The following is a 19,244-nucleotide window of genomic DNA, read 5'->3' as shown; positions in this document are numbered from 1 at the left end:
CATCTCTTCACAGGCTGATCAGGACGCTCTTGGTCCTGCGGTTGGCGAGATAGGCCTCGCGGCCAAGGTCCTTGCCGATGCCGGAGCGCTTGTAGCCACCGGTCGGCAGGATGTGGTCGCGCGAGCGGCTGTAGCGGTTGACCCACACGGTGCCCGCTTCCAGCTTGCGCGCGAGACGGATTGTGCGAGACAGATCGGCGGTGAACAGGCCGGAAGCCAGTCCGTAGGTCGGATGGCTGGACAGCGCCAGCGCCTCGTCTTCGGTCTCGAAGGTCTGGACCGTCAGGACCGGGCCGAAGATTTCCTCGACGATCGCCGGATTGGCCTGGTCGACATTGGCGATCAGCGTCGGCTCGTAGAAATAGCCGGGGCTTTCCATAAAAGTGCCGCCCGTCAGGCATTCGCCGCCGGCCTCGACCGCGGCCCGCACGATGGCGTCGACACGTCCCCGCTGCCGTTCCGAGATGATCGGCGAATACTGCGTGGTCTCGTCCCAGGTCGGGCCGGGCCTCACCGCCTTCATCTTTTCCAGGATCGAGGCCGTCAGCCTGCCGGCCACACTCTTCTCGACGATCAGGCGCGTGCCGGCCACGCAGGCCTGGCCGGCATTGAAGGTGACGCTGCCGGCGATTGCGGCCGCCGCCTTGTCGAGATCGGCATCGGCAAAGACGAGCTGCGGGCTCTTGCCGCCGAGCTCCAGCGTCATCGGCTTGACGCCGGTGCGGGCAACGTTCTCCATGATCGCCGAGCCGGCGCGGGTCGAACCGGTGAAGCTGACCTTGGCGATCTCGGGATGGCCGGTCAACGCCGTGCCGGTCGTTGGACCGTCGCCGAGCACCACGTTGATAAGTCCTGCCGGCAGGCCGGCTCTGACGGCGAGCTGCGCCAAATAGACGGTCGAGAACGGCGTCATTTCGGACGGCTTCAGCACGACTGCATTGCCCGCGGCCAACGCCGGACCGAGCTTCCAGCCGGCCATCGAGATCGGAAAATTCCAGGGCGTGATCGCGGCTACGACGCCATAGGGTTCGCTCATGATCATGCCGAAACTGGCGTCGTCGGTCGGCGCGAGTTCGCTGCCTTCCTTATCGGCGAACTCGGCGAAGAAGCGGATCTGCTCGGCGGTCACGGCGATGTCGCCGGCGGCGAGCTGGCCGACGGGCCGGGTCGAGGACAGTGCCTCGATCCTGGCGAGCGTTTCGGCTTCCGCTTCCATCAGATCGGCCCAGGCGTGGAGCGCCCTGGTGCGCTCGCGCGGCCGGACGCCGCCCCAGTTGCTGGCTTTCAGCGCCGCTTTGGCACTTTCCACCGCCCGGTCCACCAAGTCCGCACTGGCCACAGGGCAGGCGGCATAGGACTTGCCATCGGACGGACGACGCATCTCGATCGCACCTTCGGCCGAGATCAGCTCCCCATCGATGAAGTGGCCGATGGGAAGCGAGATTGTATCGGGATCGAAGCTCAGGCTCATGGGCAAACCACTCGGCAGCATCGGCCTCAGCCTAGCCCGTGCCGACACGCAGCATGCGCTGTTCGGCGATCCGCCGCCGACGAATGTTGCGTGCTGGGGACAAGAGACGGCAAAATCTTCCGCGGCGGTCAGGGCCTGCGCGGGCGCTCGCTAGCCCACTGTGACGTAGATCTTGCGGACGGTCTCGATGGTCTTCCAAACACCCGTGAAGCCCGGCTTCATGACGAAGCTGTCGCCGGCCCGGTAGGTCACCGTTTCGCCGGCGTCGGGCGTGATTTCGACCACGCCGGCGAGGATATGGCAGAACTCGAAGGTTCCCCCCTTGATCGAGCGCGTTTCGCCGGGCGTGGCCTCCCAGACGCCGGTATGGACAAGGTCGTCCTTGGCCACGTCCTGCGCCCAGGTTTTGAAGGCGGGATTGCCGGCAATGAGCCGCTCCGGCAGCGCGGTCGATTCGCGGGGCGAAAAGCTAGGGTTGATATCGATGGACTTGAGCAGGGACAAAGGATGGCCTTTCCAGTTGAGTTTCAATAACCGCGCGACCGGTCGACGAGCCCGATGGGATCGAGCCCGGCGCGGTGGCGCTTGATGTTGTCGATGACGGCCTGGGCGGCGGTCGCGGGTTGGGTCACGCTGGCTATGTGCGGAGTGAGGATGATCTTCGGATGCGACCAGAACGGATGTCCCGCGGGCAGCGGTTCGGGATCGGTCACGTCGATCGTCGCCGACGACAAATGGCCGCTATCGAGCGCGGCGACAAGCGCTTCGTGATCGAGCTGCGGGCCTCGACCCGTATGAACGAGAGCCGCCCCGTCAGGCAGTTTCGCGAACAGGCCGGCGTTCAGAAATCCGCGCGTCTCCTCGGTCAGCGGCAGCAGGCAGATCAGTATGTCACTGGCCGCCAGCATCTGCTCCAGCCCAAGCTCGCCATGATAACAGGTCACCCCTTCGAGCCGCCGCAGGGAGCGGCTCCATCCGGAGAGCTGGAAGCCGAAAGGTTTCAGCCGGTCGAGGACGGCTTGGCCAAGCTGTCCGAGGCCGAGCACGCCGATCCGGCGCGACGCGGCTTGAGGCTGAGGGATGTCGCGCCATTCTCCGGCGCGCTGCTGCGCCAGATAGGCCGGCAAGTTGCGGTGGAGCGCAAGCACGGCGAGCGTCACATACTCCTGCATCATGCGCACGATGCCCTCCTCGACCATGCGCACGATCTTCACCGGCGCGGGCACCGCGTCGAAGCGGAACTGATCGACGCCGGCGCCGATGGAGAACAGGATTTCGAGGTTGGTGTAGCGGTCGAGGTTCTCCGGCACCGTCCAGGTGATCAGGTAGCGCACTGCGTCGGGATCGACCGTAGCGGCATCGATCGTGAAGGGGAGGTCCGGCAACTCCTTAGCGAAGGCCTCGGCGAAGATCGCGCCACGCCGCGCGTCGGAATTGAAGAGGAATGTCATTCCGCTGCTCCTTCAGGCCGCGCATCGCGCGCCCAGCGCCTCGATCATCTGCTGGCAGGCGGCGAGCTCGCTGGCGAGAATATATTCGTCCGGCTTGTGGGCGCGCCCGATATCGCCGGGGCCGCAGATGATCGCATCGAGCCCGGAGCCTTGGTAAAGTCCGGCCTCCGTCCCGTAGCTGACGGCGGCTAAAGGCGCTTCGCCGGTCAATTCGCGCAGCAGTCCCGCCAGAGCCGAGTCTTGCGGCAGCGACAGCGCCGGATAGGCGCTGATCGGCTTCCATTCAACAACATAGCCTTGAGCGGCAAGAGCTTCAGCCCGCGCCTTGACCGGGGTGAGCAAGCCAGCCGGTTCGATGCCCGGTATTGCGCGCGCCTCCAGGTCGAGCGTGCAGCTGTCGGGGATGATGTTGACCGACTGGCCGCCTGCGATCACACCGACCTGCAGCGAGGAATAGGCCGGCTCGAAGGTTGGGTCGCACAGGCCGTGCATCAGCCGCTCCGCTTCACTCACGGCGGCGCTCAGCACACCGGACATCGCATGGATGGCGTTAAGCCCAAGATCCGGCCGCGAGGAATGCCCGGAGCGGCCGCTGATGATCACGCGGGCGGCCGCCTTGCCCTTGTGGCCGCGCACGGCGCGCATGCCGCTCGGCTCGCCGACGATGACGCCGAGCGGCTTGGCGCAAAGCTCGGGCAGCCCGGCGATCAAATGCGGCACGCCCCGGCACCCGATCTCCTCGTCATAGGAGAAAGCGAGGTGGATCGGTCTGGCGAGGCGCAGCCGCATAAGCGCAGGCACAGCGGCGAGCGCGGCGGCGAGAAACCCCTTCATGTCGGTGGTGCCGCGTCCGTAGAGGCGTTCGCTCTCCCGGCGCAGCGAAAAAGGGGCCGAACTCCATTGCGGCTCGCCGGCGGGGACAACGTCCATATGACCGGATAGGATGTAGCCCGGAACCTCGGCGGGGCCGATGGTGGCGAAAAGATTGAAACGGTCGCCCTCTGGCCCTGGGAGCAGGGTGACCTTCGCGCCTTGTTCGGCGAGATGAGCCTCGATCCAGCCGGCAATGTCGCCGTTCGGCTTGCCGGCGACCGATGGAAAGGCGACGAGACGGTCGAGGATGTCGAAGACGTCCATTCCAGCCCTCAAGGCATTCAGGGTTTTGCCGGCATCGATGCCGCATGCTGGTGAATTTCCGCAGAGGATGGATGCGTTGCCACGCGATTGCATGCCGAAAGCGGAAGTGTTTCAGTTGAATCTTGCGTTGGTGCACGGCTTTCGAGCAAATCCTGTGGGGTTTGCTTGTCTAGCGTTGGCGGGCACGGGGCAGCGGTCTGCTCGCCCGTTGATTTTTGAGGGTTCTTTATTTTTGAGGGTTCTTTCAGGGCCATGGAAGTGAAGCCGTCCGAAAGCTTGAAAATCGATGCCTTTTCCATGCGTATCGGCGACGTCCAAGATGTCGACCTAGAGAGGTTGCACGCGCTCTCCCTGTCGGTGGGATGGCCGCATCGCGCCGAGGATTGGCAATTCCTGCGTGAATCGGGCCAAGGCTTCGTGGCGCTCGATGAGATCGGCCGGGCTCTCGGTTCGGCCATGTGGTTCCCGCATGGCGCCAATTTCGCCACCTTGGGGATGGTCATCACCTCGCCGCGGCTTCAGACGCAGGGGGCGGCGCAATGGCTGATGAAGCGGATCTTCGACAGGATCCCCGGGCGCGACCTGCGCCTCAATGCAACCCGCGCTGCGCGGCGGCTTTATCTCTCTCTCGATTTCCGGCCGGAGAAGACTGTCTATCAATGCCAGGGCATCGCCCGCGTGCCGACAGTGGGCCGGCCGACGGAGGCGCACGGTAGCGTCCGGACGTTGGACGCGGGCGATATTGCGGCAGCGATCGAGCTGGACGCGGCGGGATTTGGCGTGAGGCGCACAGCGCTCATTGAAAAGCTCTTCGGGCACTCGGCCGGCTATGGGCTTTTCGACGGGAACAAGCTGACCGCTTTTGCCCTCTGCCGACCGTTCGGGCGGGGCCATGTCATAGGGCCGGTGGTGGCGGGAGGCGACGCGGACGCCCTGGCGGTCGTCCGGCCGCACGTGGCCGACCATTCGGGATATTTCCTCAGGATCGACACGCACATGGACAATGGCGAGTTCGCCGCCTTCCTGTCGCACAGCGGAATGCCGGTCTTCGACACGGTGCTGACCATGTCGAAGGGCAAATGCCTCGCCGATTTTTCCGACGGCAGCTCGGCTAGGCCGAAAACCTATGCCTTAGCAAGTCAGACCCTCGGATAGTTGTCTTCGGATTGCTTCCTTCCCCCGGACGGATGGCTGCCGAGCCGTCAGCCTAAACGGTTTCTACATGGGCGTTGGCTCGTTCCATGATCCACCCTCTGACGGTCCTCACCACGCTGCCTTTCGAAAGCTGGCTCTCCGAAAGATAATAGGTCCATGGACTGGCGGCCCGCACGGGGAAAGGCTCCACCAGAAGCCCGCGGCTGATATAGGTTCTCGCCAGCGAATATTGCGTGGCGACGCAGCCCGCGCCCATTGCCGCCAGTTCCAGCGCAATGTTCGAGGCGTTCGTGGTGATGCCTTTCTCATAATCCGAAATGTCGATCTGCAGCGCGTCGCCCATGCATTGCCAATATTCTTGGCGGCCATGGACGAAGATCCAGTCGACATTGAGGATATCGCGCGGCGAGCGCAGCCCTTTCGGGCCGGACAGCAGGCCGGGTGCGCAGAGGATGGCGAGCTGGTCGTTCCACAGCGGAACGCCACTCGGCGGGCGGTCGTCGAAGCGGCGGGTCGAGATGGTGATGTCGGCGATCTGCTCGCTGAGGTCTTCCCAGATCGTGCCGTGCAGAACGACCTCGATCTCCGGATGGATTTGCCGGAACGCCGCCATGCAGCCGGCCAGCCAGTTTTCGGCCAGGCTCATCGGACAGGAGATGACGACCGTCCTGTTGCGCGAGGAGGCGACGATCGCCTCCGTGGCGTGATCGATCTGGTCGAGCGCCTGCCGCAGCGTCGGCAGGAAGGCCTCGCCCATTTCGGTCAGCTTCAGGCTGCGCGGATAGCGCACGAAAAGCTGCCGGCCAAGATAATGTTCCAGCCCCCGCACATGATTGCTGACGGCCGCCTGGGTGTAGCCGAGCTCGCTGGCAGCGAGGGTGAAGCTGAGATGCCGCGCCGAACACTCGAACGAGCGGATATAGTTCAGTGGGGGTGGCGGCTTCATGCGATCGCTCCTTGGCAAAGCGAAAACTAGACCGGCTTCGTTGGCCTCCGCAATCGCCTTGACCCCGATTTTTTTGTGCGATGGCGCCAAACTAATTACATGCCTGGCCCATGAGACCAAATTATTCGTAGTTATCTTGGAGCGATCGGGACGCGAAAGGTGGCGCCATGGACCAGCGGTCGGCGGAAGGTGAGTCTGCTTCCACCGTATTTGCCCGTGTTGCCGACTTCGTGCTGCGCAGGTCGGCCGGCGCGTTCCCGCGCGACGTTCTGAAATCGGCAGCCCTGCAGTTCCTCGACACGATGGGCATTGCCATCGCCGCCGGCCCGATGCAGGCCGGACAAATCGCGCGCGATGCCGCGGTTATGCTCTACGGTTCCGGCGCCGACCGTCACGCGGCGAGGATGATCTTCGACGGCAGGCGCGCCAGCATGGCCGGCGCCGCCTTCGCGGCAGCGACCCAGACCGACAATCTCGACGGCCATGATGGTTACCCGCCGACCAAGGGGCACATCGGCGTGGCGGTTATCCCGGCGCTGCTTGCGCTCGCAGAAGAAAAGCCGGAGTTGACCGGCCCCGAGGCGCTTGCCGCGATCGTCGTCGGCTATGAGATCGCGGGGCGGGCCGGCATTGCGCTGCACGCAACCGTCTCCGACTATCACACCTCCGGCGCGTGGAATTCTCTTGGCGTGGCGGCGGTCGCGGCCCGCCTGCTTTCGCTTGACGACGATCAACTGCGCCATGCTTTCGGCATCGCCGAGTATCACGGACCGCGCAGCCAGATGATGCGCGAGATCGCAACGCCGACCATGCTGCATGACGGCTCAGGCATGGGGGCGCTGGTCGGGCTGTCGGCCGCCGTGCTTGCCGAAGCCGGTTTCGCCGGCGCGCCGGCGATCACTGTCGAGGCGCCGGAGGTCGCGGCACATTGGGATGACCTCGGCCGGTTCTGGCAGATGACCCGGCAATACATAAAACCCTATCCGGTCTGCCGCTGGGCCCATGCGGCGATCGACGCGACGCGCGCGCTTTGCCTGCAGCATGGGCTTCGGCCGGAAGACATACGCAAAGTCCATGTCAACAGCTTCCACTATGCGGCGACGCTGTTTGCCGGCATGCCGGACACGACATCAAAGGCGCAGTACAGCCTGCCCTTCGCCGTGGCCACGATGATCCTCCATGGTCGGATCGGCGTGGAGCACATTTCGGGCTCGGGTCTGCGCGATGCCGCCGTCGCGGACATGCTGAAGCGCGTCGAGGTGAACGAGGCGGCGAAGCACAGCGACCGTTTCCCCGCCGGGCGCTGGGCCGACGTGCAGATCGAGACGGTTGACGGCCGGCGGCTGGAGTCCGGAGATGTCCACGCACGCGGCGGCCCCGAAGCCCCGTTCAGCGAAGCCGATATCGTCGCCAAGTATATGGAGTTTGCGTCGCCCGTTCTCGGCTCGACCAGGGCCGCCGCGATCCGGGACGGTATTCTCGGCCTGATCGACGCCGACCGCCGGTTTTCCGAGCTGACCGCTCTCGTCTACGATCCTCCTGGCGGCCAGGGCAGCCATGCCGCTTAGGCTGCTCAAATACGGGCTTAGCCGCGACTATCCGGTGACGGGCGACATTCCCGCGACGCCTGAGCTGAAGCCGTCCTATGACGTGGTCATCGTCGGTGGCGGCGGGCATGGTTTGGCCTGCGCGCATTATCTGTCGAAATACCATGGTATCGCCAGCATCGCGGTGCTCGAAAAAGGCTATCTGGCCGGAGGCAATACGGCACGCAACACCACGACGATCCGCTCCAATTACATCACCCAGGAAGGCGTCGCTTTCTACAAGGAAGGCGTTTCGCTCTTCGAAGCGCTGTCGCAGGAACTCGACTTCAACGTCATGTTCTCGCAGCGCGGCCAGCTGACGCTCGCACACACGGAAGCGACGCTGCGCGCCTTCCATCTGCGCGCCGAGATGGGCAAGCATATGGGCACGCGCACCGAGGTGATCGACGCAAAAGAGATCGAGAAGCTGGTGCCCGAACTCAACATGGATCGCGGCGGCGCGCTAGAGATCCTCGGCGGCCTCTGGCATGCCGACGGCGGCACGGCCCGCCACGATGCGGTTGCCTGGGGCTTCGCCGCGCAGGCCTCGCGCCGCGGCGCCGAAATCCACCAGCGCACCGAAGTTCAAGGTTTTGAGGTCGAGAACGGTCAGGTGCGCGCTGTGGTGACGAACCGCGGACGGGTCGCCTGCGGCTCCGTGCTCATCGCCGCCGGCGGCATGAACTACGATGTTGCCATGATGGCCGGCGTGGAACTGCCGATCCGCTGCTACCCCTTGCAGGCAATGGTGACGCAGCCGCTGAAGCCCTGGCTCCACACGCTGGTCTCGTCCGTGTCGCTGCACACCTATCTGGTGCAGTCTTCGCGCGGCGAGATCGTCATCGGTGGCGGCTCGGATCCGTACCAGCTCTATTCGACCCGCTCGACGCTGGACATGAAGGAGCATCTGGCGGAAGGCGCCGTGCATCTCTTTCCCTTCCTGCAAGGCGTTCGGCTGCTGCGGCAATGGGCCGGCATCACCGACATGACGCCGGACTACAGCCCGATCATGGGCGCCAGCCCGCTCGCCAATCTGTGGCTCGATTGCGGCTGGGGCACCTGGGGCTTCAAGGCGACTGCGGTCGCCGGCAAGCGCCTGGCGGAAACCATCGCCAGGGGCCGGGTTCCCGACCTGCTGAAGCCGTTTGCGCTGGAGCGCTTCGAGAAGTTCCGACTGCTCAACGAAATGGGCGCCACGGCGGCGAGCCACTGACCATGAAGCTGCTTGACTGCCCCATGAACGGCCCGCGCAACATCGACGAATTCCAGTCCTTCGGTCCGCTGCGGCAGGGGCCCGATGCGGACGCTGCCGCCGACGCAGAGTGGGCAAGGCATCTCTTCCGCGCGGACAATCGAAAAGGTGTGGTGGTCGAGTGGTGGCGGCACGTGCCGAGCAACTTCTTCTTCCTCGCCGAGCGCGACGTCGTCACCAACGAGATCATCCGCACCTACGCCCCTGGGAGCCGGCCATGACGCGGCTTGGCACGCCATACGGCTCGCGCCTCGACCGGACGCGGCCTGTCCGCTTCACCTTCGAAGGCAAGGCTTATCATGGCTTTGCCGGCGACTGCATCGCCAGCGCGCTGGCGGCCTCGGACCAGTGGGTCCTGTCGCGCTCGTTCAAATACCACCGGCCGCGCGGCATCATGACCATGGCCGGCGCGGAAGCGAACACGCTGGTGCAATTGCCGTCGGAGCCGAATGTTCCCGCCGACCTGACGCCGCTCCAGGACGGCATGATGGTGATGGCGCAGAACGTCAACGGCTCGCTGGAAAACGACCGCGATGCGGTGATCGACCGCTTTGGACGTTTCCTGCCGGTCGGCTTCTACTACCGCACCTTCATGGGTCCGAGACAGGACAGCTGGCTCCGCTTCTGGGAGCCGATGATCCGTCGCAAGGCGGGGCTCGGGATCGTCGACGTCAAGGCGCCGCATCTGAGTTTCGACAAGGCGCATCTTCACTGCGACCTGCTGGTCGCCGGCGCGGGGCCGGCGGGTTTGTCTGCCGCGATCTCGGCAGCACAAGCCGGCGCCGACGTGCTGTTGTGCGACGACAATCCCGAAATTGGCGGTTCGCTGACCTATCGCCGCTGCGATCCGGGCATATTGTTCAGTCTGGCAGCCAAGGCAGCCAAGCTCCCCAATCTGCGCATCATGACCGGCACCATCTGCAACGGCTGGTATGAGGACAATTGGCTGCCGCTGATCCAGGGCAACCGGCTCTACCGAACCCGCGCCCGCGAGGTTGTCCTGGCGACAGGCGCCATCGAGCAGCCGGCGGTGTTCCGCAACAACGATCTGCCTGGCATCATGGCCGGCGGCGCCGTGCAACGATTGCTCCGCCATTACGCGGTGCAGCCTGGCCGGCGGGCAGTCGTGCTGGCCGCCAATGACGATGGCTACGACTGCGCGCTGGATCTGGTCGAGGCTGGCGTCGAACTGGCCGCGATCGTCGATCCTCGGCCAAATGCCGGCGACCGCGCCGGTGAGCTTCGGGCCAGAGGGATAGGGATCCTCGCAGGCGCCCCGATCGAGGAAGCTTCCGGGACGCGCGGCAACAAGCACGTCGCGCGAGTCCGCATTGGCAGCCGCTGGATCGACTGCGATCTCGTGGCGGTCTCCGTCGGCTCGGTGCCTGCCTGGCAGTTGCCCTGCCATGCGGGAGCGAGGGTCGGCTATGACGATGCGACGGCGCGAATGACGCTCAGTCTGCCGGAGGGCGCGGCCGTCCGGCTGGCAGGTGCCGTTGCCGGCAAATCGCGGTTGCAGTCTGCGATGGCCGACGGCCGCCGCGCCGCGCGCGAGGCTCTGGAGCGGCTGGGCCACGGCGATCCTCCTGACGTGCAGAACGAATACGAGCCCGAGCCAGCTGCCTGGGCACAACCGCTCGCCGGCAACGCAAAAGGTCGCGACTTCGTCGATTTCGATGAGGATCTGCAGGTCAAGGACCTCAGGAATGCGGTCAAGGAAGGCTATCGCGAACTCGAACTGGTGAAGCGCTTTTCCACCGTCGGCATGGGGCCTAGCCAGGGCCGCCATTCGGCGCTCGCCACGGCGCGGATCGTCGCCGAAGCGACGGAGCGTGGGGTTGGCGAGGTGGGCGTCACCACGGCGCGGCCGCCGACCGGACCGGAGAAGCTCGGCGTGCTCGCCGGCCATCACGAGCCGTTGGAGCGGCGCACCGCGCTGCATGCGCGCCATCTCGCACTCAACGCTCGCATGAAGCCGATCGGTGCCTGGTGGCGGCCGTATTTTTACGGGCCGGAAGACCGGATAGACCGCCTGGTCCGCGAAGAGATCGCCGCGGTCCGCAACGGCGTCGGCATGCTCGACGTGTCGACTTTGGGCAAGCTGGAGATCCGCGGTCCTGACGCCGGCGCCTTCCTCGATCGGATGTACACGATGGCGCATGCCAACCAGCGCGTCGGCCGCGTCCGCTACTGCCTGATGCTCAACGAGATGGGCACGGTTATCGATGACGGCGTCGCCTATCGTCTCGCCGATGACCTGTTCTACGTCACCGCGACGACCGGCGCCGTCGCCCGCGTGCAGGCCGACATGCTGTTCTGGAATGCGCAGTGGCGGCTGAAGGTCGACGTGCTCAACGTCACGGCAGCATTTTCCGGCATGAACGTCACCGGCCCGAAGGCGCGTGAGGTCTTGCAGGCGCTAGATGGCGACATCGATTTCTCGCGCGACGCTTTCCCCTATCTCCACGGGCGCGAAGGCATGCTGGCCGGCCTGCCGGTGCGTGTGATGCGGATCGGCTTCACGGGCGAGGTGAGCTACGAGCTCCACTGTCCTTCCAGCTACGCGGTCGCGCTGTGGGACGCTTTGTCTGAGGCCGGCAAGCCGCATGGCTTGCGCCCCTATGGACTCGAGGCCTCGCGCATGCTGCGGCTTGAAAAGGGGCATATCCTGATCGGCCAGGATACCGACGCGCTGACCACGCCCGACGAGCTCGGTTTCGGCTGGGCGGTTTCGAAGAAGAAGCCCTTCTTCGTCGGCAAGCGGTCGACCGAGATGCGGACGAGGCTTGGCGAAACGCGCCGGCTCGTCGGCCTCTCTTTCGAGGGTGCAAGCAATATCCCAGGCGAGTCCTGCCTGGTGCTGCGCGGCGGCAACCCGGTGGGGCAGATCACTTCGATTGGCTTCTCGCCAACGCTTGGCCACACAATCGCGCTGGCCTATGTCCATATCGACGACGCTGCCCCCGGCAGCAAGGTCACGGTGAAGTGTCGCAGCGGCGAATTGGTGCAGGTGCCGGTGATCGGTCACGCCTTCGTCGATCGGCAGAACGTCCGGCAGGAGATGTAACGATGGCCGGTCTTGCCATGCGGACATTTCCCCTGTCGCCGAACGGCTCGGCCGCTGAAGCAGTTCTGCCAAATGCGCAGCTGATAGTGACCGATCTGACGGCCCGATCGCGCTTCGGCATCAAGGGTCCGGGCAGTTCAGCCTGGCTCGAAGCGCAGGGTCTCTCCTTACCGCCCGTCAATCGCATCGCCATACAGGGCGGCGTCAGGCTGCTAAGACTTGGCAGCGAAGATTTCCTGGCGATTGACGATATAGGGGCCGGTGGCGCCGCCGCAAAGCTTATTGCCGACTGGCAGGCCGAGAAGGACCCGCGCGGCTATTGGTCCTGGCGCGAGGAGGGCTGGAGCTGGATGCGACTTTCCGGCCAGTCGGCAGAAGCGGTGATGGCGAGGCTTTGCGCACTGGACCTCAGGCCTGCCCGTTTTGCCGATGACGAGATCGCGCAGACGCGCGTCGCCCATCTCGAAGCCGTGCTTGTGCGCAGCGTGGGGGGCTTCGACATCTTCTTCGACATCGCCTCGACAGCATTCTTTATCAGAACAGTCGACGCGGCGGCGCAGCTCGCCGACGGCGACACGACGACCCGGGAGAACCATCGATGAACAGCGTACAAGGCGTCATTGCGCCCATCCTGACGCCCTTCGACAAAGACGGCAGCGTCGCCCGCGATCTGTGGGTCAACCATGCGAAATGGGTGCTTGCTCAGGGCGCGCATTACCTTTCGCCGTTTGGGACGACCGGCGAGGCGCTGTCGCTGTCGCCGCGCGAACGCATGCAAGCCCTGGAGTGGCTGGCCGAGGCCGGCATCCCGGCCGATAAGATGATGCCCGGCACAGGCTTGACCGCGCTGCCCGAGACGCTCGAACTGAGCCGGCATGCCCTGGAACTCGGCTGCGCCGGCGTCATGGTGCTGCCTTCGTTCTTCTACACGGCGGCGGGCGATAACGGGCAGGCACGCTATTATTCGGAACTGGTCGAGAAAGTCGCCAGCCCGAAGCTCAAGCTGATCCTCTATCACATCCCGCAGAATTCCGGGGTGCCGGTGTCGCCGGCGCTGACGGCGCGGCTCAACGCGGCATTTCCCGAAACCGTTGTCGCCTACAAGGACAGTGCCGGGAACTGGGACAACACCGCCGCCGTGATCGCGGCGGCGCCCAACGTCTCCGTCTTCCCGAGTTCCGAGGGCCAGCTTACCCAAGGCCTGGTCGCCGGCGCGGCGGGCTGCATTTCCGCTTCCGTCAACCTCAACGCCAGGGCTATCCGCGCCGTCTATGACGGCGCGCGCGCCGGCCGCGACGTCTCGGCCGCCGATGCCGCCATAAAGGAATTTCGAAAGGCGGTTCAGACCGCGGGGCTGATCGGCGGCATGAAAGCGGCACTTGCCGTGCGCTCCGGCGACCAGCGCTGGCTCAACCTGCGCGCGCCGCATGAGAACACCAGCCCGCAGGCAGGCAAGGCTTTGCTCGAGGCACTGGGTCCTCTTGCCGATCACATTCCTGGTCCGAGGCGGGGCTGAAATGTCCGCGCGGCCAACAATCATCGTCAGCAGCGACGCGCCGGACGGGCCGATTGCGGCGCTGGCGGAAACCCATCCCGATCTCAGGGTGCTCGGCTGCGACAGCTACGAGGTGCTTCCCGACCTGATTGCGGACACCGGCGCCGAGGTGGTGTTCACCATCAAATTCGACCGGGGATCGCGCTATCCGCGCGCGGCGCTGGTCGAGAGCCCGACCGTGCGCTGGGTTTCGGTCGGCGGCTCCGGCACGGATCACCTGCGCCCCTGGGATCCGACCAAGGTGACGATAACCAACTCAGCCGGCGTCGCCGCCGACATGATGGCCGAATATGTCTTCGGCGCGATGCTTTCCTTCTCGCTCGGCCTGCGCGGCTTCGCGCGCGAGCAGGCTGCCAGGAGTTGGACGGCCGGCAAGGTCGAGCCGATCCAGGGCAAGACGCTGCTGATCCTTGGGCTCGGCAAGACGGGGCAGGCGGTCGCCATCCGGGCCAGGGCCTTCGGCATGACGACCCTGGGCGTGCGCGCCAGCCCGAAACCGACCGACCACATCGATGAGGTGCACGGCATGGCCGACCTGCCCAGCCTGTGGGGTCGTGCCGATTTCATCTTGTGCGCCGTGCCGCTGCTCGAAAGCACACGTGGCATTGTGGGCAGCGAAGCCTTCTCGGCGATGAAGCCTTCGGTGGTGCTGATCGACGTTTCCCGCGGCGGCGTCGTCGACGAGGCGGCGCTCCTTGCGGCGCTCGACGGTGGCCGGATCAAGGGCGCGGCGCTCGACGTCTTCGCCGTCGAGCCGCTGCCGCCGGCGCATCCGCTGTGGGGCTACGAGAACGTGATCGTCACGCCGCATTGCTCGTCCGTCTACGACGGCTGGGACGTGAAGTCGGCACGCATGTTTGCCGAGAATCTCACCCGCTACCGGCGTGGCGAGCCTTTGGCGAATGCCGTCGATCCGGGACGCGGCTATTGAGGAGGACAGGCCGATGACAGCGCATGACAGGCGAAGCGGCGGACGGCGCACCAGAGCGGCCGGGCGCAGTGGCGGCGGCATTGCGCAACTGCCCTGGCAGCGCGTCACAAACCCCTACGCGCCGATGCAGATCCTCGACGAGGAGCAGATGGACAAGCTCCACCGCACCTCGATGCGTATTTTGTCCGAACTCGGCATCCGCGTCATGGGCGAGAAGGTGCTGGGTATCTTCGAGGCCGCGGGCGCCATCGTTGATCGGGCCGAGAACACGGTGCGGATCGACGAGAGCATCGTCAGGGAAGCGCTTAGGAACGCGCCATCGTCCTTCTCGCTAAGCTCGCGCAATCCGGACAAGCAGATCCGCATCGGCGGCAATTCGCTGGTGTTCGGGCTGGTCGCCGGGCCGCCCAATGTGCATGACCGCATCAACGGCCGCCGGCAGGGCAATCTGGCTGACTATGAGAACTTCATCCGCCTCGCGCATCATTTCAACGCCATCCATATCATCGGCAACCAGGTGGTGGCGCCTATGGAGCTGCCGGCGAATTCGCGCCATCTCGACACCTATCGCGCCAATCTCACGCTGTCGGATCTGAGCTTCCATTGCTCGGCGATCGGCCGCGGCCGCGCCATGGATAGCATCGCCATGACAGCGATCGCACGCGGCACGACCATCGAGGCACTGCGCAATTCGCCGGGGGTCACGACGATTATTTCCGTCAACTCGCCGCGCCTGTTCGACGAGGCGATGGCCGAAGGCCTGATCGCCATGGCCGAGCACGGCCAGCCGGTGACGATCACGCCCTTCACCCTGATGGGCGCCATGACTCCCGTGACGCTGGCCGCGGCTCTTGCGCAGCAGAATGCCGAGGCCCTGTTCGGCGTGACGCTGACGCAGCTGGTCAATCCAGGCACGCCGGTGATGTATGGCGCCTTCACGTCCAATGTCGACATGCGTTCCGGCGCGCCTGCCTTCGGCACGCCGGAGAACGCCAAGGCCAACATCGTCGCCGGACAGCTGGCGCGGCGCTATAACCTTCCCTACCGCACCTCCAATGCCAACGCCTCCAATGTCGTCGACCTGCAGGCGGCCTATGAGACCGAGATGGCGACCTGGGGCGCGGTGCTCGGCGGCGCGAACCTGATCTATCACGCCGCCGGATGGCTGGAGGGCGGGCTGACAGCCTCCTACGAGAAGCTCGTCCTCGACGTCGAGATCCTGCAGAACATGATGGAGTTCCTGCGGCCGATGCCGTTCGAGGAGGACGATCTCGGCTTCGAGGCGATCAAGGCCGTGCCGACCGGCGGACATTTCTTCGGGTCGGAGCACACCATGGCGCGCTACGAGACCGCCTTCTACCGGCCGATGCTGTCCAATTGGCAAAATTACGGCAGCTGGCAGGAAGCGGGCGGCCACGATGCGCTGGAGCGGGCGACGCAGCTCTGGCAGCAGGCGCTTAGCGACTACGAGGAACCGGTTATGGATCCAGCCATCCGCGAGGAACTGGACGCCTATGTCGCGCGCCGCAAGGAGGAGATCGGCGCCGGCGAGCCCTAAGCGCCTGGAGTTCAACGAAAGAAAGGGGAAGCGCATGACAAGACAGCATTTGCTGGGCACAGTGTTAGCCCTCGCTCTTACCGCATCGGCACACGCCGCGAACGTCAAGGTGATCAATGACGACGCTTGGTTCGCCGAGGGCCCGATCTGGTACCAGGACAAGCTCTTCTACGTCGAATACGGCCGCGGCACTGTGGACGTTTGGGACGGCAAGAAGAACGCGATTTTCTGGAAGATGGATGGCTGCGGCCCTTCGGCCGTGCTGCCGACCGCGACGGGCGAATTCGTCGTCACCTGCTACGACAACAACACGATCGGCCGCATCTCGGCCGACGGCAAGACGCTGCCGGCCTACGACAAGGACACCGACGGCAAGCCGTTCAGCGGCCCCAATGATTTCGCGCCGGACAAGGAGGGCGGCATCTACTTCACCGGCTCCGGCAAGGGCGGTCCGCTGATCGACGCGTCGGCCTACTACATCGGCAAGGACGGCAGCGTGAAGAAGGTGGCTGGCGACCTGCACAATGCCAATGGGCTGGTCATGTCGAACGACGGCAAGATGCTCTACCTGGTCGAAACCGAGGACAACCGCATCATCGAGTTCGACGTCGGGGCCGACCACAGCTTGAGCAACCGTCGCGTCTTCCTTCGGCTCGACGATCTGTTCCCGAACCAGCCGCATATCTGGCCGGACGGCATCAAGATGGACAAGGCCGGCGAGATGTATATAGGCCAGAGCCCGCGCTCGCTCGACGCGCCGGGCAAGATCATAGTGGTGGACAAGGACGCCAAGCTCTTGCGCACGCTTTCGGTGACGTCGCCGTCCATGCCGAACTTCGCCTTCGGGCCCGATGAAAAGGAGCTTTACGTGATGGCCCTCGACCAGATCGATGCAGCACCTTGGCACGGCAAGGTCTACGAAGTGCCGAATAAGTAGCTGCGATCGTCGTGATCGTCGGATAGGAAGGAGGCCGGCCGCTTTGCAGCCGGCCTTTGCTTTCGCGCGATGACCGCTCAGCCGGCCATCCAGCCGCCGTCCACCATCAGGTTGATCCCGGTGACGTATGTCGCAAGGTCGCTGGCCAGGAAAAGCGCCGCGCCGGCGACATCGTTCGGCTCGCCAAGCCGCGGCCATGGCGTGCGGCGGCGCGAATAGTCGAGCGCATCGGGGTCGTTGGCGATGCCCGGCTTGCCGGTGATGATCTTGCCGGGAGCTATCGCATTGCAGACGATCAGGTCCTCGGCGTGATCGACCGCGATCTGGCGCGTCATCTGCACGATCGCGCCCTTGCTGACCGAATAGGGGAAATCGCCCGGGCAGGCGACCATACCGTGCTGCGAGGCGATATTGATGATGCGCCCGCGTACGCCGTTGACCGGCTCCTGCCTGAGCATCTGCAGCACCGCCTGTTGCGAGCAGTAGAAGAAGCCGGTGACGTTGACGTCGATCACCTTCGCCCATTGCTCCGGCGTGGTCTGGAGCAGATTGGTCGAGGTATAGACCGCGGCGTTGTTGACCAGGATATCGAGCCGCCCGAACCGGTCCACCGCCTGCCGCATCATGGTTATGACGGCCTCCTGATCGGCGATGTCCGTGGAGATGAAGATCGCCTCACCGCCCGCCGCTTCGATCAGCCGGACCGATGTCTCGCCGCCTTCGATAGGCCCCTCGCGCGTATCGGCGATCACCACCTTCGCGCCGTCTTGCGCGTAGCGTTGCGCGATGGCGCGGCCGATGCCGGAGCTCGCGCCGGTGACAATGGCAACCTTGCCGTCCAGAAGACCCATCTTGCCCGCCTCAGCTTTCCCGCCGCACCACTTGGCCTTGTCCCGACTTGACCAGCGCGCCGTCACGCATGATTTCCTCGCCGCGCAGGAACACCTGCCGCAAGGTTGCTGAAATGCTCCAACCGTCAAACGGCGTGTAGCCGGCCTTTGATTTCTGGTCGGCATCGCGGATGGCAAAGGTTCGCGTCGGGTCGATGAAGAGGATGTCGGCATCGTGGCCGACGGCCAGCCTGCCCTTGCGCCGGCCAAGCCCGAACCGGTCGGCCGGATTGGCCGCGCACAGGCGCGCGATGTCGCGCAGTCCGATCAGGTCTTCGTCGACGAGCTTGAGCATGACGGAGAGCAGCGTCTGCAGTCCGGGCATGCCGCCCGGGATGTCCGCGAAAGCCGGATAGTCGGCGGCCTTCTCCGCGGGACTGTGTGGCGCATGATCGGTGGCGATGACGTCGATCAGCCCGGCCGCTACAGCCTCGCGAAGGCGCTGCACATCTTGCCTCGGCCGGAACGGCGGCGATCCCTTCAGTCGCGCGCCTTGCTTTTCGTAGTCGTCCGCGCAGAAGAACAGGTTCTGGGGTGTCGTCTCGACGCTGGCATCGGCGAGATCGCGCAGGCGCCGCCAGGTCTCGACGCCGAGCGCCGAGTTGATCTGGCGGACATGAACGCGCGCGTCGGTCTCGGCCGCCGCCAGCAGCGCCCGCGCGATGCCGTTGGCCTCGGCCAGTGGTGGCCGGCTTTCGCGGAACGCTGCGATGTCGCCAGAATGAAGCCGCGCGGCGCTGCCCATGAGCAGCGATTGATCGCCGGGCGAGATGCCGACGATCGTCTTGAGCGAGCTCATCCGCTTCAGCGCGTGAAGAACGGTGTCCACCGTCGGAAAAAGAAACGGCTCTGGGACATCCGCGGTGAAAAGCTCGAACGACACCGGGGCAAGCGCCGCGAGCCTTTCGAGACTGTCCAGCCTCTCGCTGACAACAGCCTGGAAGCCGACATCGACGTTGAGCTTGCCTTCGGCCATCGACATCTTCTCGGCAAGCTGGTCTGCCGTCGCCGTCCAGGGCTCGTCGGTCGGCATGTCGAGCACCGTCGTCACGCCGCCGAGCGCGGCCGCATGCGTGCCCGACAAGAAGTCTTCCTTGTGGGTCAGTCCCGGTTCGCGCAGATGCGCGTGCGCATCGACGAGACCGGGCAGCAGCATACAGCCGCTTGCGTCGATCACCTTCCGTGCTTCGGCCGCGTCTCCTGGCTGGATCAGGGCCGCGATCCTGCCGGCGTTGATGGCAATGTCGCGGCGGGCTTCGCCCTCCGCGTTGACGATTGTCGCGCCGGTGATGAGGGTTTCGAACATTC

Annotated in this window: 18 protein-coding genes; 10 read left to right on the top strand and 8 right to left on the bottom strand. The window is 65.2% G+C overall.

The genetic code is table 11. From position 1 onward, the window contains the following. Positions 1 to 7: 7 nt before the first annotated feature. The 5 genes from CK224_RS11780 to CK224_RS31255 form a co-directional block, all read right to left on the bottom strand. Complete coding sequence (locus CK224_RS11780; RefSeq protein WP_095781869.1) at positions 8 to 1,471, bottom strand: aldehyde dehydrogenase family protein; 1,464 nt, start codon at positions 1,469 to 1,471, stop codon at positions 8 to 10. Positions 1,472 to 1,621: 150 nt separating this feature from the next. Beyond that, a complete protein-coding gene (locus CK224_RS11775) occupies positions 1,622 to 1,975 on the bottom strand; it encodes a cupin domain-containing protein (RefSeq protein WP_095781868.1) in 354 nt (117 codons plus the stop codon). 23 nt (positions 1,976 to 1,998) lie between these two features. Next, on the bottom strand, positions 1,999 to 2,922 hold the full coding sequence (locus tag CK224_RS11770; protein WP_095781867.1) for a glyoxylate/hydroxypyruvate reductase A: 924 nt from the start codon (positions 2,920 to 2,922) through the stop codon (positions 1,999 to 2,001). A gap of 12 nt (positions 2,923 to 2,934) precedes the next feature. Beyond that, a complete protein-coding gene (gene argE / locus CK224_RS11765) occupies positions 2,935 to 4,059 on the bottom strand; it encodes an acetylornithine deacetylase (protein ID WP_095781866.1) in 1,125 nt (374 codons plus the stop codon). A 17-nt stretch (positions 4,060 to 4,076) separates the two neighbouring features. Then, positions 4,077 to 4,358 carry a hypothetical protein gene (locus CK224_RS31255; protein ID WP_176477884.1) on the bottom strand — a complete coding sequence of 94 codons (282 nt, stop codon included), beginning with the start codon at positions 4,356 to 4,358 and terminating at the stop codon, positions 4,077 to 4,079. On the opposite strand from CK224_RS31255, the gene CK224_RS11760 reads away from it, so the two are divergent. Then, the gene (locus CK224_RS11760) at positions 4,312 to 5,214 is read left to right on the top strand and encodes a GNAT family N-acetyltransferase (RefSeq protein WP_095781865.1); all 903 of its coding nucleotides are present in this window, start codon (positions 4,312 to 4,314) and stop codon (positions 5,212 to 5,214) included. The two genes, CK224_RS31255 and CK224_RS11760, sit on opposite strands and share 47 nt — an antisense overlap. A gap of 52 nt (positions 5,215 to 5,266) precedes the next feature. On the opposite strand, the gene CK224_RS11755 is transcribed toward CK224_RS11760, so the two are convergent. Next, positions 5,267 to 6,160 carry a LysR substrate-binding domain-containing protein gene (locus CK224_RS11755; RefSeq protein WP_066989425.1) on the bottom strand — a complete coding sequence of 298 codons (894 nt, stop codon included), beginning with the start codon at positions 6,158 to 6,160 and terminating at the stop codon, positions 5,267 to 5,269. A 167-nt stretch (positions 6,161 to 6,327) separates the two neighbouring features. Here CK224_RS11755 and CK224_RS11750 point away from each other — a divergent pair, with 167 nt between their 5' ends. The 9 genes from CK224_RS11750 to CK224_RS11710 are packed head-to-tail and all read left to right on the top strand — an operon-like array spanning position 6,328 to position 17,046. Continuing rightward, on the top strand, positions 6,328 to 7,728 hold the full coding sequence (locus tag CK224_RS11750) for an MmgE/PrpD family protein (RefSeq protein ID WP_095781864.1): 1,401 nt from the start codon (positions 6,328 to 6,330) through the stop codon (positions 7,726 to 7,728). Continuing rightward, positions 7,718 to 8,959, top strand: a complete 1,242-nt coding sequence (locus tag CK224_RS11745; protein ID WP_066989151.1) for an FAD-dependent oxidoreductase — start codon at positions 7,718 to 7,720, stop codon at positions 8,957 to 8,959. The genes CK224_RS11750 and CK224_RS11745 overlap by 11 nt, the downstream gene beginning before the upstream one ends. Before the next feature lie 2 nt (positions 8,960 to 8,961). Continuing rightward, positions 8,962 to 9,219 carry a sarcosine oxidase subunit delta gene (locus CK224_RS11740; protein ID WP_095776339.1) on the top strand — a complete coding sequence of 86 codons (258 nt, stop codon included), beginning with the start codon at positions 8,962 to 8,964 and terminating at the stop codon, positions 9,217 to 9,219. After that, complete coding sequence (locus CK224_RS11735) at positions 9,216 to 12,065, top strand: 2Fe-2S iron-sulfur cluster-binding protein (protein WP_095781863.1); 2,850 nt, start codon at positions 9,216 to 9,218, stop codon at positions 12,063 to 12,065. Before CK224_RS11740 ends, CK224_RS11735 begins: the two co-directional genes overlap by 4 nt. 2 nt (positions 12,066 to 12,067) lie before the next feature. Continuing rightward, complete coding sequence (locus tag CK224_RS11730; RefSeq protein WP_095781862.1) at positions 12,068 to 12,667, top strand: hypothetical protein; 600 nt, start codon at positions 12,068 to 12,070, stop codon at positions 12,665 to 12,667. Beyond that, a complete protein-coding gene (locus CK224_RS11725; protein WP_095781861.1) occupies positions 12,664 to 13,581 on the top strand; it encodes a dihydrodipicolinate synthase family protein in 918 nt (305 codons plus the stop codon). The genes CK224_RS11730 and CK224_RS11725 overlap by 4 nt, the downstream gene beginning before the upstream one ends. 1 nt (position 13,582) lies before the next feature. Next, positions 13,583 to 14,551, top strand: coding sequence for a D-2-hydroxyacid dehydrogenase (locus CK224_RS11720; protein WP_095781860.1), 969 nt, complete (start codon positions 13,583 to 13,585; stop codon positions 14,549 to 14,551). 13 nt (positions 14,552 to 14,564) lie between these two features. Beyond that, complete coding sequence (locus CK224_RS11715; protein ID WP_067327502.1) at positions 14,565 to 16,109, top strand: trimethylamine methyltransferase family protein; 1,545 nt, start codon at positions 14,565 to 14,567, stop codon at positions 16,107 to 16,109. A 34-nt stretch (positions 16,110 to 16,143) separates the two neighbouring features. Further along, entirely contained in the window at positions 16,144 to 17,046 is a 903-nt protein-coding gene (locus CK224_RS11710; protein ID WP_176477909.1) for an SMP-30/gluconolactonase/LRE family protein, read from the top strand. A 77-nt stretch (positions 17,047 to 17,123) separates the two neighbouring features. Here CK224_RS11710 and CK224_RS11705 read toward each other — a convergent pair whose 3' ends face one another. Continuing rightward, the gene (locus tag CK224_RS11705; protein ID WP_095781858.1) at positions 17,124 to 17,897 is read right to left on the bottom strand and encodes a glucose 1-dehydrogenase; all 774 of its coding nucleotides are present in this window, start codon (positions 17,895 to 17,897) and stop codon (positions 17,124 to 17,126) included. A 10-nt stretch (positions 17,898 to 17,907) separates the two neighbouring features. Continuing rightward, positions 17,908 to 19,242 carry a dihydroorotase family protein gene (locus CK224_RS11700; RefSeq protein WP_095781857.1) on the bottom strand — a complete coding sequence of 445 codons (1,335 nt, stop codon included), beginning with the start codon at positions 19,240 to 19,242 and terminating at the stop codon, positions 17,908 to 17,910. Positions 19,243 to 19,244 lie beyond the last annotated feature (2 nt).

Source organism: Mesorhizobium sp. WSM3862, assembly GCF_002294985.1.
In the GTDB taxonomy this organism is placed as follows: Bacteria; Pseudomonadota; Alphaproteobacteria; order Rhizobiales; family Rhizobiaceae; genus Mesorhizobium.
Note: the sequence above shows the minus strand (reverse complement) of the source record. Positions and strands in the feature narration are given on the sequence as shown.

Coding starts and splice junctions, on each gene's coding strand:
- CK224_RS11780 (WP_095781869.1), bottom strand. CDS start 1,471: ATGAGCCTGAGCTTCGATCCCGATACAATCTCGCTTCCCATCGGCCAC.
- CK224_RS11770 (WP_095781867.1), bottom strand. CDS start 2,922: ATGACATTCCTCTTCAATTCCGACGCGCGGCGTGGCGCGATCTTCGCC.
- argE (WP_095781866.1), bottom strand. CDS start 4,059: ATGGACGTCTTCGACATCCTCGACCGTCTCGTCGCCTTTCCATCGGTC.
- CK224_RS11760 (WP_095781865.1), top strand. CDS start 4,312: ATGGAAGTGAAGCCGTCCGAAAGCTTGAAAATCGATGCCTTTTCCATG.
- CK224_RS31255 (WP_176477884.1), bottom strand. CDS start 4,358: ATGGAAAAGGCATCGATTTTCAAGCTTTCGGACGGCTTCACTTCCATG.
- CK224_RS11755 (WP_066989425.1), bottom strand. CDS start 6,160: ATGAAGCCGCCACCCCCACTGAACTATATCCGCTCGTTCGAGTGTTCG.
- CK224_RS11750 (WP_095781864.1), top strand. CDS start 6,328: ATGGACCAGCGGTCGGCGGAAGGTGAGTCTGCTTCCACCGTATTTGCC.
- CK224_RS11745 (WP_066989151.1), top strand. CDS start 7,718: ATGCCGCTTAGGCTGCTCAAATACGGGCTTAGCCGCGACTATCCGGTG.
- CK224_RS11740 (WP_095776339.1), top strand. CDS start 8,962: ATGAAGCTGCTTGACTGCCCCATGAACGGCCCGCGCAACATCGACGAA.
- CK224_RS11735 (WP_095781863.1), top strand. CDS start 9,216: ATGACGCGGCTTGGCACGCCATACGGCTCGCGCCTCGACCGGACGCGG.
- CK224_RS11730 (WP_095781862.1), top strand. CDS start 12,068: ATGGCCGGTCTTGCCATGCGGACATTTCCCCTGTCGCCGAACGGCTCG.
- CK224_RS11725 (WP_095781861.1), top strand. CDS start 12,664: ATGAACAGCGTACAAGGCGTCATTGCGCCCATCCTGACGCCCTTCGAC.
- CK224_RS11720 (WP_095781860.1), top strand. CDS start 13,583: ATGTCCGCGCGGCCAACAATCATCGTCAGCAGCGACGCGCCGGACGGG.
- CK224_RS11715 (WP_067327502.1), top strand. CDS start 14,565: ATGACAGCGCATGACAGGCGAAGCGGCGGACGGCGCACCAGAGCGGCC.
- CK224_RS11710 (WP_176477909.1), top strand. CDS start 16,144: ATGACAAGACAGCATTTGCTGGGCACAGTGTTAGCCCTCGCTCTTACC.
- CK224_RS11705 (WP_095781858.1), bottom strand. CDS start 17,897: ATGGGTCTTCTGGACGGCAAGGTTGCCATTGTCACCGGCGCGAGCTCC.
- CK224_RS11700 (WP_095781857.1), bottom strand. CDS start 19,242: ATGTTCGAAACCCTCATCACCGGCGCGACAATCGTCAACGCGGAGGGC.